Source organism: Pedococcus ginsenosidimutans (genome assembly GCF_039544395.1).
In the GTDB taxonomy this organism is placed as follows: Bacteria; Actinomycetota; Actinomycetes; order Actinomycetales; family Dermatophilaceae; genus Pedococcus; species Pedococcus ginsenosidimutans.
In genome coordinates this window covers 388,469-401,315 of record NZ_BAABLO010000012.1, presented here as the reverse complement: position 1 = coordinate 401,315, position 12,847 = coordinate 388,469, and the positions used below count along the sequence as shown (strand labels likewise).

Sequence of the window (12,847 nt, the reverse complement as noted above, 5' to 3'; positions counted from 1 at the left end):
TAGCCTGTGGGACATGGCAACCGTGCTCGACGAGATCGTCGCGGGCGTCCGTGAGGACCTCGCGGACGCCGTCGCGGCCACACCCCTGCCCGAGGTCCAGCGGCTGGCCCGCGCGGCGGCACCGCCGCTCGACGCCGAGGCGGCGCTGCGACGCCCCGGCCTGTCCCTGATCGCCGAGGTGAAGCGGTCCAGCCCGAGCAAGGGCGCCCTCGCCGCGATCGCCGACCCTGCCGCCCTCGCGGCGGACTACGAGGCCGGTGGCGCCACCGCGGTGAGCGTCCTCACCGAGCGCCGCCGCTTCGGTGGCTCGCTCGACGACCTCGACGCGGTGCGGCGTGCAGTGGGGATCCCCGTGCTGCGCAAGGACTTCATGGTCGAGGACTACCAGCTCTTCGAGGCCCGCGCCCACGGCGCCGACATCATCCTGCTCATCGTCGCGGCGCTGGAGCAGGACGACCTCGTCCGCATGCAGGCGCTCGCCCGTGACCTCGGGATGACCGCCCTCGTCGAGGTCCACGACGAGGCCGAGACCGCCCGCGCCGTGGACGCTGGGGCCTCGGTCATCGGCGTCAACGCCCGCAACCTCAAGACCCTGGCCGTCGACCCCGACACCTTCGGAAGCCTGGCCCCCTTCGTCCCCGACTCGTGCGTGAAGGTGGCGGAGTCCGGCGTGTCCGGGCCCGCGGACGCCGCGCGCTACGCGGGGGAGGGCGCCGACGCCGTACTCGTCGGCGAGGCCCTCGTGCGCGGTGCCGAACCGCGCCGGGCAGCACACGACCTCATCGCGGCGGGAGCCCAGTCATGACCGACCTGACCCCCGAACCCCTGGCCCGGCCGGGGCGCTTCGGCGACTTCGGCGGGCGGTTCGTCCCCGAGGCGCTCATCCCCGCCCTCGAGGAGCTCGACGAGGCCCGCCGCAAGGCGATGGTCGACCCGGCCTTCCTCGGCGAGCTCGAGCTGCTGCACCGCACCTACACCGGGCGCCCGAGCATCATCACCGAGGTGCCGCGGTTCGCGGCGCACGCCGGCGGGGCGCGGATCGTCCTCAAGCGTGAGGACCTCAACCACACCGGGTCCCACAAGATCAACAACGTGCTGGCCCAGGCGCTGCTGACCAAGCGGATGGGCAAGTCCCGGGTCATCGCCGAGACCGGCGCCGGGCAGCACGGCGTGGCCACAGCCACCGCTGCGGCCCTGATGGGGCTCGACTGCGTCATCTACATGGGCAAGGTCGACACCGAGCGGCAAGCGCTCAACGTCGCCCGAATGCGCATGCTGGGCGCGGAGGTCAAGGCGGTGCCCACCGGCAGCGCCACGCTCAAGGACGCCATCAACGACGCCCTGCGCGACTGGGTGACCAACGTCGCCGACACCCACTACATCCTCGGCACCGTCACCGGACCGCACCCGTTCCCCGAGATGGTGCGCGACTTCCACCGCATCATCGGGGTCGAGGCCCGCGGCCAGGTGCTCGACCTCGCCGGACGCCTGCCCGACGCCGTCATCGCCTGCGTCGGCGGGGGCTCCAACGCGATGGGGATCTTCCACCGGTTCATCGACGACGCCGGCGTGCGCCTCATCGGCGTGGAGGCCGGGGGAGAGGGCGTCGAGGGCGGCCGCCACGCGGCCCGCTTCGCGGCGAGCTCGCCCGGGGTGCTGCACGGCACCTTCAGCTACCTCATGCAGGACGACGACGGGCAGACGCTGGAGTCGCACTCCATCTCCGCCGGGCTGGACTACCCCAGCGTCGGGCCGGAGCACGCGTTCCTGCGCGACTCCGGCAGGGCGGAGTACCGCTACGCCACCGACGACCAGGCGATGAAGGCGTTCGAGCTGCTCTGCCGCACCGAGGGCATCATCCCGGCCATCGAGTCGGCGCACGCGCTCGCCGGCGCGCTCGAGGTCGGCCGTGAGCTCGGGCCGGACGCACTCCTGCTGGTCAACCTCTCCGGCCGCGGTGACAAGGACATGCACACGGCGGCGGAGTACTTCGGCCTCCTCGACGGCGAGGCCACCCCCTCCGGCACCGCCGACGAACCACGCGCCGAGGGCGACGGGAGGACCCAGCTGTGAGCATCGGTGTCAGCGAGGTCCTGCAGCGCTGCCGCGAGGAGGGCCGAGCGGCGCTCGTCTGCTACCTGCCTGTCGGCTACCCCAGCGTCGAGGGCTCGGTGGCCGCCATGGTGGCCATGGTCGAGGCCGGGGCAGACATCGTCGAGGTGGGCATCCCCTACAGCGACCCGCTCATGGACGGCCCCGTCATCGCCTACGCCGCCGACCAGGCGCTCAAGCACGGCGTACGGGTCGACGACGCCTTCCGTGCCACCCGGGCGGTCCGTGACGCGGGCGCACCCCCGCTGGTGATGTCCTACTGGAACCTCATCCTGCGGCACGGGGCGAAGCAGTTCGCCACCGACCTCGCCGAGGCCGGGGGAGCCGGGATCATCACCCCCGACCTCATCCCCGACGAGGCGGGCGACTGGATCGCGGCCAGCGACGAGACCGGCCTCGACCGCATCTTCCTGGTCGCCCCGAGCTCGACCGACGAGCGCATCGCCGCGGTGACGGACCAGTGCCGCGGCTTCGTCTACGCCGTCTCCCACATGGGCGTCACGGGGGCACGGACCTCGATGGGCGACGCCGCCTCGGTCATCGTGAGCCGCACCAAGGCGGTCACCGACCTACCCGTCTGCGTCGGCCTCGGGGTCTCCGACGGGGCCCAGGCGGCCGAGGTCGCGGCCTACGCCGACGGTGTCATCGTCGGCTCCGCGTTGGTGCGCTGCCTCACCGAGGCCCCCGACCTCGAGTCCGGCCTCACCGCACTGCGTGCCCTCGTCGCCGACCTGGCCGAGGGCGTCCGGAGCGGTCGCTGACGTGGCCGTCCTGCCCGACCCGCGCCACCGGGACGTCGTGGGCCTGGTGGCCCGGCTCCTGCTCGGTGGCGTCGTCCTCGTCGCGGGCCTGTTGAAGGTCGGGCACCTCGAGACCTCGGCCCGTGCCGTGCGCGCCTACCAGCTCCTGCCCTACGACCTCGCCGGGGTCATCGGCTACGGCCTGCCCATCCTGGAGGTCGCCCTCGGGGTGCTGCTCGTGCTGGGGCTGTTCACCCGGGTCAGCGCCTTCGTCTCCGGGGTGCTCATGGTCGTGTTCATCGCCGGGATCGCCTCGGCGTGGGCCCGCGGCCTGAGCATCGACTGCGGCTGTTTCGGCAAGGGGGGAACCATCGCGGCCGCCCAGACGCAGTACCCCCAGGAGATCGCCCGCGACCTCGGGCTGCTGCTCTGTGCGGCGTGGCTCGTGAAGCGCCCGACGACGGCGCTGGCCCTGGAGCGGCTCCTGTTCCCCGCAGGCTACGAAGAGAGGGTCCACGCATGACCAGCAGCAGCGCCAGCCGCAAGGCCAAGATCGAGGCGGCGACGCCCAAGGGCCGAGCGGGCGGCAACGGTGCCAACCGGGCCGTGGTCGCTGCCGTGGTCGTGGTGGTGGTCATCGCCGCGGTGGTCACCGCCGTGGTCCTCGGGAGCCAGGACAAGAAGCAGGCCACCACCGCCGGCGGGTCGTCGCTGCCCAAGGGTGCCTCCGCCATGGGCGCCGGCATCCTGGTCAACCCGCAGGCCCCCAGCACGGTGCCCACGCTGGACCTCTACGAGGACTTCCAGTGCCCGATCTGCGCGGAGTTCGAGCACCGCTTCGGCGCGGACATCGTGTCCCTCGCCGAGAAGAACCAGGTCCGGCTCGTGGTCCACACGCTGAGCTTCCTCGACGACAACCTGCGCAACGACTCCAGCATCCGCGCGGCCAACGGAGCCGCCTGCGCCGCCGACCAGGGCAAGTTCCTGCCCTACCACTCGGCCAACTTCGGCGGGCAGCCGCTCAAGGAGGGAGCCGGCTACACCGACGCCGACCTCCGCTCGTTCGCGCAGAAGGCCGGAATCACGGGGGCGGCCCTCCAGACGTGGCAGCAGTGCTACGACACCAAGGCCCACAACCAGTACGTCGTGTCGGTGCAGACCCAGTCCGAGAAGGACGGCGTCAACGGCACCCCGACGCTCAAGCTCAACGGCAAGACCCTCAACCTGCAGGGCTTCACCGCCGAGTCGCTCGCGGCGCAGGTCAAGGCCGCCACGAAGTGAGTGACGCCACGACGGTCCTCGCGCTGCCGGCCACGGTGCCGCTGACGATCCCGAGCCCCACGTCGGGGGTGTGGCACCTCGGCCCGTTCCCGGTGCGCGCCTACGCCATGTGCATCCTGGCCGGGATCGTCCTCGCCGTCTGGATCACCGGGCGCCGGCTGGTGGACCGTGGGCACGCCGCCGAGAAGGCCGTCGACATCTCCGCCTGGGCCGTGCCGTTCGGCATCGTCGGCGGTCGGCTCTACCACGTCATCACCACGCCCCAGCCCTACTTCGGGGCGGGCGGTCACCCGGTCCGCGCCCTGTTCATCTGGCAGGGCGGCCTCGGCATCTGGGGGGCGATCTCGCTAGGCGCGCTCGGTGCGTGGCTCGGGGCGCGGCGGCACGGGGTGTCGTTCCACGACTTCGTCGACTCGGCCGTGCCCGGCGTGGCGGTGGCCCAGGCGCTGGGCCGCTGGGGCAACTGGTTCAACAACGAGCTCTACGGCGGGCGCACCGACCTTCCCTGGGGCCTGACCATCCACGAGTGGGACCAGGCGGCGGGCCACGCGGTGCGCGACGCGAGCGGCAAGGCCGTCGTGCTCGGCACCTTCCACCCGACCTTCCTCTACGAGTCGCTGTGGTGCCTGCTCCTCGCGCTCTTCCTCGTCGTGGTCGACCGCCGCAGGCGTCTGCGCCGCGGGCAGCTGTTCGGCCTCTACGTGGCGGGCTACCCGGTGGGGCGCATCGTCTTCGAGCTCATGCGCAGCGACGAGGCCAACCACATCCTCGGGGTCCGCGTGAACGTCTGGGTGAGCATCCTGGTCTTCCTGCTCGGGGTGTTCCTGGTGTGGGCGGGGAGGAACCGTCCGGTGGCGCTCCCGGAGCGCCGCGAGCGCGTGGTGGCCGAGCCCGTATCTCACGATTCGGAATAGCTCGGCTCACGTTCTGGGACGAGAGGGGTTCCCGGTATTCTCGTCGCAGCCGTGGCCAAGGCCGTCCACGCGCGTGTCCAGAGGTGTCCACCAGGTCACCTCCGACGCACCACGACCCCTCTAGGACGGTGACCCGAACGTGACTCCTGCGCGCTTCTCCGCCCAGCCCGCCGACACCGGGCTCTACCGCCGTGAGCACGAGCACGACGCCTGCGGCGTGGCTCTCGTGGCGACGATGAGGGGAAGCGCCGGTCACGACATCGTCGACCACGCGCTCACCGCGCTGCGCAACCTCGAGCACCGTGGCGCCACGGGTGCCGACCCGCTCGTCGGCGACGGGGCCGGGATCCTCACCCAGGTGCCGGACGCCTTCCTGCGCGAGGTGGTCGACTTCGACCTGCCGGTCGCCGGGGCCTACGCCGTCGGCCTTGCCTTCCTCCCCGTCGACGAGGCCGAGCGGTCCGAGGCGGTCGCGCGGATCGAGGCGATCGCCGCCGAGGAGAACCTGCGCGTCCTCGGCTGGCGCGACGTCCCCGTGAGCAGCGACCTCATCGGCCAGACGGCCCGCGACTGCATGCCGTTCTTCCGCCAGCTCTTCGTCGCCTCGGCCTCGGGGCGCATGGTCGGCATCGGTCTCGACCGCCTCGCGTTCTGCCTGCGCAAGCGGGCCGAGCGCGAGACCGAGGTCTACTTCCCGTCCCTGTCGTGTCGCACCCTCGTCTACAAGGGCATGCTGACCACCGGGCAGCTCGAGCCGTTCTTCCCGGACCTGTCCGACCGCAGGTTCGCGACCCAGCTCGCGCTCGTGCACTCCCGGTTCTCCACCAACACCTTCCCGAGCTGGCCGCTCGCCCACCCCTACCGGCTCATCGCCCACAACGGCGAGATCAACACCGTCAAGGGCAACCGCAACTGGATGCGGGCCCGCGAGAGCCAGCTCGTCTCCGACGTCATCCCCGGCGACCTCGAGCGGCTGTTCCCGATCTGCACCCCCGAGGCCTCGGACTCCGCGTCGTTCGACGAGACCCTGGAGCTGCTCCACCTCGGCGGGCGGTCGCTTCCGCACGCCGTCCTCATGATGATCCCGGAGGCCTGGGAGAACCACGAGGAGATGGACCCCGCCCGGCGCGCGTTCTACGAGTTCCACTCGACGTTCATGGAGCCGTGGGACGGCCCGGCCTGTGTGACGTTCACGGACGGCTCCCTCATCGGCGCCGTGCTCGACCGCAACGGCCTCCGCCCGGGTCGCTACTCGGTGACCGACGACGGCCTCGTCGTGCTCGCCTCCGAGGCCGGGGTCCTCGACCTCGACCCGACCCACGTCGTCCGCAAGGGCCGCCTCCAGCCCGGCCGGATGTTCCTCGTGGACACCGAGCACGGCCGGATCGTCAGCGACGACGAGGTGAAGTCGTCCCTGGCCGCGCAGCACCCCTACGACGAGTGGCTGCACGCCGGGCTCATCCACCTCGACGACCTGCCCGAGCGCGAGCACGTCGTGCACACCGCCGCCTCCGTCGCCCGACGCCAGCAGACCTTCGGCTACACGCAGGAGGAGCTCAAGATCCTGCTCACGCCGATGGCCCGCACCGGGGGAGAGGCGCTCGGCTCGATGGGCACCGACACCCCGATCGCGGTGCTCTCCGACCGGCCCCGCCTGGTCTTCGACTACTTCACCCAGCTCTTCGCGCAGGTGACCAACCCGCCGCTCGACGCGATCCGCGAGGAGCTGGTGACCTCGCTCGGTACCGTCATCGGCCCCGAGGGCAACGCCCTCGCGGCGACGCCGGCGCACGCGCGCCAGGTGGTCCTGCCGTTCCCCGTCATCGACAACGACGCGCTCGCCAAGATCGTGCACGTCAACGCCGACGGCGACCTCCCCGGCTACGCCACCCACGTCGTGCGCGGCCTCTACGACGTCACCGGCGGCGCGGCCGCGATGCAGGCGCGCCTCGAGGAGATCTTCGCCGAGGTGTCGCAGGCGATCGCCGACGGCGCCCGGTTCGTCGTGCTGTCCGACCGCGACTCCGGACGCGACTTCGCGCCCATCCCGTCGCTGCTGCTCACCTCCGCCGTGCACCACCACCTCATCCGCGAGAAGACCCGCACGCTGGTCGGCCTCGTGGTCGAGGCCGGGGACGTGCGCGAGGTGCACCACGTCGCGCTGCTCATCGGGTACGGCGCCGCCGCCGTCAACCCCTACCTCGCCATGGAGTCGGTGGAGGACCTCGTCCGCTCCGGCGCGATCGAGGGCGTGAGCTCGGAGCAGGCGGTCAAGAACCTCATCAAGGCGCTCGGCAAGGGTGTCCTCAAGGTGATGTCGAAGATGGGCATCTCCACGGTGGCGTCCTACCGCGGTGCGCAGGTCTTCGAGGCCATCGGCCTGTCCCAGGAGCTCGTCGACCGCTACTTCACCGGCACGGTGAGCCAGCTGGGAGGCATCGGCCTCGACGTCGTCGCGGCCGAGACGGCCGCCCGGCACGCCGCGGCCTACCCGCCGGACGGCGTGCGGCTCCCGCACCGCAAGCTCGGCGTGGGTGGGGAGTACCAGTGGAGGCGCGAGGGCGAGCCGCACCTGTTCGACCCCGACACCGTCTTCCGGCTGCAGCACTCGACCCGCCAGCGGCGCTACGACATCTTCAAGCAGTACACCCAACGCGTGGACGAGCAGTCCGAGCGGCTGATGACGCTGCGGGGCCTGTTCGAGCTCGGGGGCGCCAACCCGCGCGAGCCCATCTCGATCGACGAGGTCGAGCCGGTCAGCGAGATCGTCAAGCGGTTCAACACGGGGGCGATGTCCTACGGCTCGATCAGCCTCGAGGCCCACGAGACGCTGGCCGTCGCCATGAACCGCCTCGGCGCGCGCTCCAACACCGGCGAGGGCGGCGAGGACGTCGACCGCCTCATGGACCCCGAGCGGCGCTCGGTCATCAAGCAGGTGGCGTCGGGCCGCTTCGGCGTGACCTCGCTCTACCTCACCAAGTCCGGCGACATCCAGATCAAGATGGCCCAGGGCGCCAAGCCCGGCGAGGGCGGCCAGCTGCCCGGCCACAAGGTCTACCCGTGGGTGGCCAAGACCCGGCACTCGACGCCGGGCGTCGGCCTCATCAGCCCGCCGCCGCACCACGACATCTACTCCATCGAGGACCTCGCCCAGCTGATCCACGACCTCAAGAACGCCAACCCCGAGGCCCGGATCCACGTCAAGCTCGTCTCCGAGATCGGGGTCGGCACGGTCGCCGCGGGTGTCTCCAAGGCGCACTCCGACGTCGTGCTCATCTCCGGCCACGACGGCGGCACCGGTGCCTCACCGCTGACCTCGCTCAAGCACGCCGGCGGCCCCTGGGAGATCGGCCTGGCCGAGACCCAGCAGACGCTGGTGCTCAACAACCTGCGCGACCGCATCGTCGTGCAGTGCGACGGCCAGCTGAAGACCGGTCGCGACGTCGTCATCGCGGCGCTGCTGGGGGCGGAGGAGTTCGGGTTCGCCACGGCGCCGCTGGTCGTCAGCGGGTGCGTGATGATGCGCGTCTGCCACCTCGACACCTGCCCGGTCGGCATCGCCACCCAGAACCCCGAGCTGCGCAAGCGGTTCTCCGGCAAGCCCGAGTTCGTCGAGACGTTCTTCGAGTACATCGCGCAGGAGGTCCGCGAGCACCTCGCCGCCCTGGGCTTCCGCTCGGTCGAGGAGGCGGTCGGCCAGGTCTCGGCCATCGACGCCACCAAGGCCGTGGCCCACTGGAAGGCGGCCGGGCTCGACCTGAGCCCGATCTTCGCCGACGTGCAGAGCCCCGACGGCTCGCCCCGCCGCAACACCACGACCCAGGACCACGGCTTGGAGAAGGCCCTGGACCACCACCTCATCGCGATCGCCCGCGAGGCCATCAACGACGGCACCCCGGTCACCGGTGAGGTGGCCGTGCGCAACGTCAACCGCACCATCGGGACCCTGCTCGGCCACGAGGTGACCAAGGCCCACCCCGAAGGCCTGCCGGACAACACGATCGACCTCACGCTGCGCGGCTCCGCCGGCCAGTCGCTCGGGGCGTTCCTGCCACGCGGGGTGACCCTGCGCCTGTTCGGCGACGCCAACGACTACGTCGGCAAGGGCCTGTCCGGTGGCCGGGTGGTGGTCCGCCCGGACCGCGCCGCCCCGCTGCAGGCGGAGCAGAACGTCATCGCCGGCAACGTCATCGGCTACGGCGCCACCTCCGGTGAGCTCTTCCTGCGCGGCAAGGTCGGCGAGCGCTTCGCCGTCCGCAACTCCGGTGCGGCCGCTGTCGTCGAGGGAGTCGGCGACCACGGCTGCGAGTACATGACCGGTGGGACCGTCCTCGTCCTCGGCTCTACGGGCCGCAACTTCGCGGCCGGCATGTCCGGGGGAGTGGCCTACGTGCTCGACCTCGCCGCCGACCGCGTCAACCGCGAGCTCGTCGACCTCTCGCCCCTGCGGCCCGACGACGAGACCGTGGTCCGCGAGCTTCTCGGCAGGCACGTCGAGTGGACCGAGTCGGCCGTCGCGGCCCAGCTCCTCGAGGACTGGGACACGGCACGCACACGGTTCACCCTGGTCCTGCCGCGTGACTACCAGCGCGTCCTCGACGTGCGTGCCGCCGCCGAGGCGGAGGGACTCGACATCAACGGCTCCGAGGTGTGGGAGCGGATCATGGAGGCTTCCCGTGGCTGACCCCCAGGGCTTTCTCAAGACGCGCGAGCGAGAGCTGCCGACCCGGCGACCCGTGCCCGTCCGCATCAAGGACTGGAAAGAGGTCTACGAGGAGCAGGAGCTCGGGCAGCTCCAGCGACAGGCCAGTCGCTGCATGGACTGCGGGATCCCGTTCTGCCACAGCGGTTGTCCGTTGGGCAACCTCATCCCGGAGTGGAACGACCTGGCCTGGAAGGGCGACTGGCGGGAGGCCATCGAGCGCCTGCACGCCACCAACAACTTCCCGGAGTTCACGGGTCGCCTGTGCCCGGCGCCCTGCGAGACCGCGTGCGTGCTCGGCATCAACCAGCCGGCCGTGACGATCAAGCAGGTCGAGGTCACCACCATCGACCGTGCCTTCGACGCCGGGTACGTGCAGCCGCAGGCTCCCGAGCGGCTCTCGGGCAAGACCGTGGCGGTCGTCGGCTCCGGGCCCGCGGGCCTTGCCGCCGCCCAGCAGCTGACCCGAGCGGGTCACACCGTCGCCGTCTACGAGCGCGCCGACAAGCCGGGCGGCCTGCTGCGCTACGGCATCCCCGAGTTCAAGATGGAGAAGTCGGTCCTCGACCGGCGCATCGCCCAGATGGAGGCTGAGGGCACCCGCTTCCGCAGCGGCGTCGCCGTCGGCGAGGACGTCACCGGCCGCCAGCTGCGCGACCGCTACGACGCGGTGGTGCTGGCGATCGGGGCGACCGTGCCCCGCGACCTGCCGGTGCCCGGGCGAGAGCTCGACGGCGTCATGCAGGCGATGGACTTCCTGCCCCCCGCCAACCGCGCGGCGCTCGGCGAGGCCGTCGAGGGCCAGGTGACCGCCGAGGGCAAGGACGTCATCGTCATCGGCGGTGGCGACACCGGCGCCGACTGCATCGGCACCTCCCACCGTCAGGGGGCGAGGTCCGTCACGAGCCTGGAGATCATGCCCCAGCCGGGTGAGGAGCGTGTCGCCGGCCAGCCGTGGCCGACCTACCCCATGCTCTTCCGCGTCGCCTCCGCCCACGAGGAGGGCGGCGAGCGTCTGTATGCCGTGTCCACCAAGGAGATCCTCGGCGAGGACGGCAAGGTCAGCGGCATCCGCGTCGTCGACGTCAAGCGCGGTGACACCGGGTTCGACGAGGTCGAGGGCACCGAGCGCGTCCTCCCGGCGCAGCTCGTCCTGCTCGCCATGGGGTTCCTCGGCCCGGAGAAGCTGGGGGTCGTGGAGCAGCTCGAGGTCGAGCTCGACGAGCGCTCCAACGTCCGGCGCGACCGCGACTACATGTCGAGCGTGCCCGGGGTGTTCGTGGCCGGTGACGCCGGCCGTGGCCAGTCGCTCATCGTGTGGGCCATCGCCGAGGGCCGTTCCGCGGCCGCGGGGGTCGACCGCTACCTCACCGGTGAGACCGCCCTGCCGCGCCCCATCAACCCTAACGACCGCCCCCTCGTCGTCTGAGCCGCACCGTGTCCGCAGGGTGACCGCCGTCACGTCGGTGTGAGCCCGGGCGATAGGCTCGACGACATGCGTCGCGCCAAGATCGTCTGCACGCTCGGCCCGGCTGTCTCCAGCCCCGAGCGCATCCGTGAGCTCGTCGTCGCAGGGATGGATGTCGCCCGGCTCAACCTCTCCCACGGCGAGTACCCCGTGCACGAGGAGATCTACCGGTCCATCCGTGCGGCGAGCGACGAGACCGGCCACGCGGTCGGCATCCTCGTCGACCTGCAAGGCCCCAAGATCCGCACCGCCCGGTTCAAGGACGGCCCGGTGGAGCTCGTCAACGGCGCCGAGTTCACCATCACCACGCGCGAGGTCGACGGGTCCGCCACCGAGGTGGGCACCACCTACAAGGGCCTGCCCGGTGACGTCCGGCCCGGCGACGCCCTCCTCATCGACGACGGCAAGGTCGCCCTGGAGGCGGTCGAGGTCACCGACACCGACGTGCGCTGCAAGGTCACGGTTGGCGGCACGGTCTCCAACAACAAGGGCATCAACCTGCCCGGCGTCGCGGTCTCCGTGCCGGCGCTGTCCGAGAAGGACAAGCAGGACCTGCGCTGGGCCCTGCGGCTGCGCGCCGACATGATCGCCCTGTCGTTCGTCCGTTCGGCCAAGGACCTCGACGACGTCTACGAGGTCATGGACGAGGTCGGCGTCCGGCTGCCCGTCATCGCCAAGATCGAGAAGCCGCAGGCCGTCGAGAACCTCGTCGAGATCATCGGCGCCTTCGACGGTGTCATGGTGGCCCGCGGCGACCTCGGGGTGGAGCTGCCCCTCGAGGAGGTGCCGCTGGTCCAGAAGCGCGCGATCGAGATCGCGCGCGCCAACGCCAAGCCCGTCATCGTCGCGACGCAGGTGCTCGAGTCGATGATCGAGAACCCGCGCCCGACGCGCGCCGAGGCCTCCGACGCCGCCAACGCGGTGCTCGACGGGGCCGACGCACTGATGCTGTCGGGGGAGACCAGCGTGGGCGCGTACCCCATCAGGGCCGTCGAGACCATGGCCCGGATCATCGAGAGCACCGAGGAGCACGGCCTCGACCGCATCCGCCCGCTCGGCACCAAGCCCCACACCATGGGTGGCGCCGTGTCCGCGGCGGCCGTCGAGATCGGTGAGCTGCTGGGCGCCAAGTACCTCATCACCTTCAGCCAGTCCGGTGACACGGCCAAGCGCATGTCCCGCATCCGGCCGCGGATCCCCATGCTGGCGTTCACGCCCGAGCCGCACACGCGCTCGCGGCTGGCCCTGGCCTGGGGCATCGAGACCTTCCTCGTGCCGATGGCGCGGCACACCGACCAGATGGCCCAGCAGGTCGACAAGTCGCTGCTCGCCTCCGGCCGGGTCAAGGAGGGCGACCTCGTGGTCATCGTCGCGGGTTCGCCGCCCGGCATCCCCGGGTCCACCAACGCGCTGCGGGTCCACAAGATGGGTGACGCCGTCAACAAGGTGGCCCCCGCCTACGAGGACCTCGACTGAGCCGACCCACCGGCGCTTGTATGCTCGTCCCGCACCGTCCGCCGGCCCGTCCGGCGCGTGCGCCGAAGTGGTGGAATGGCAGACACGGAGCACTCAAAATGCTCTGCTCGCAAGGGCGTGTGGGTTCGAGTCCCATCTTCGGCACCGCTTCGGG

Annotated in this window: 9 protein-coding genes and 1 tRNA gene; all 10 read left to right on the top strand. The window is 71.4% G+C overall.

The genetic code is table 11. From position 1 onward, the window contains the following. The first annotated feature begins 13 nt into the window (after positions 1 to 13). On the top strand, positions 14 to 805 hold the full coding sequence (gene trpC, locus ABEA42_RS16495) for an indole-3-glycerol phosphate synthase TrpC (protein ID WP_345504960.1): 792 nt from the start codon (positions 14 to 16) through the stop codon (positions 803 to 805). Continuing rightward, the gene (trpB, locus tag ABEA42_RS16490; protein WP_345504959.1) at positions 802 to 2,073 is read left to right on the top strand and encodes a tryptophan synthase subunit beta; all 1,272 of its coding nucleotides are present in this window, start codon (positions 802 to 804) and stop codon (positions 2,071 to 2,073) included. Before trpC ends, trpB begins: the two co-directional genes overlap by 4 nt. 2 nt (positions 2,074 to 2,075) lie before the next feature. Then, positions 2,076 to 2,873 (top strand): tryptophan synthase subunit alpha, encoded by a 798-nt coding sequence (gene trpA, locus ABEA42_RS16485; RefSeq protein WP_345505051.1) that lies wholly within the window; start codon positions 2,076 to 2,078, stop codon positions 2,871 to 2,873. 1 nt (position 2,874) lies between these two features. After that, entirely contained in the window at positions 2,875 to 3,375 is a 501-nt protein-coding gene (locus tag ABEA42_RS16480; RefSeq protein ID WP_345504958.1) for a MauE/DoxX family redox-associated membrane protein, read from the top strand. Then, on the top strand, positions 3,372 to 4,133 hold the full coding sequence (locus ABEA42_RS16475) for a DsbA family protein (protein ID WP_345504957.1): 762 nt from the start codon (positions 3,372 to 3,374) through the stop codon (positions 4,131 to 4,133). Before ABEA42_RS16480 ends, ABEA42_RS16475 begins: the two co-directional genes overlap by 4 nt. After that, a complete protein-coding gene (gene lgt, locus ABEA42_RS16470) occupies positions 4,130 to 5,047 on the top strand; it encodes a prolipoprotein diacylglyceryl transferase (protein ID WP_345504956.1) in 918 nt (305 codons plus the stop codon). The genes ABEA42_RS16475 and lgt overlap by 4 nt, the downstream gene beginning before the upstream one ends. Positions 5,048 to 5,186: 139 nt before the next feature. After that, complete coding sequence (gene gltB / locus ABEA42_RS16465) at positions 5,187 to 9,731, top strand: glutamate synthase large subunit (protein ID WP_345504955.1); 4,545 nt, start codon at positions 5,187 to 5,189, stop codon at positions 9,729 to 9,731. Beyond that, complete coding sequence (locus tag ABEA42_RS16460; protein WP_345504954.1) at positions 9,724 to 11,178, top strand: glutamate synthase subunit beta; 1,455 nt, start codon at positions 9,724 to 9,726, stop codon at positions 11,176 to 11,178. Before gltB ends, ABEA42_RS16460 begins: the two co-directional genes overlap by 8 nt. 66 nt (positions 11,179 to 11,244) lie before the next feature. Next, positions 11,245 to 12,693 carry a pyruvate kinase gene (gene pyk, locus ABEA42_RS16455; protein ID WP_345504953.1) on the top strand — a complete coding sequence of 483 codons (1,449 nt, stop codon included), beginning with the start codon at positions 11,245 to 11,247 and terminating at the stop codon, positions 12,691 to 12,693. A 61-nt stretch (positions 12,694 to 12,754) separates the two neighbouring features. Next, positions 12,755 to 12,837: transfer RNA gene (locus ABEA42_RS16450), tRNA-Leu, on the top strand. Positions 12,838 to 12,847: the final 10 nt, after the last annotated feature.

What these genes read in the sequence shown, in the direction of transcription:
- ABEA42_RS16475 (WP_345504957.1), top strand. Translation starts at nt 3,372, where the DNA reads ATGACCAGCAGCAGCGCCAGCCGCAAGGCCAAGATCGAGGCGGCGACG.
- pyk (WP_345504953.1), top strand. Translation starts at nt 11,245, where the DNA reads ATGCGTCGCGCCAAGATCGTCTGCACGCTCGGCCCGGCTGTCTCCAGC.
- trpB (WP_345504959.1), top strand. Translation starts at nt 802, where the DNA reads ATGACCGACCTGACCCCCGAACCCCTGGCCCGGCCGGGGCGCTTCGGC.
- trpC (WP_345504960.1), top strand. Translation starts at nt 14, where the DNA reads ATGGCAACCGTGCTCGACGAGATCGTCGCGGGCGTCCGTGAGGACCTC.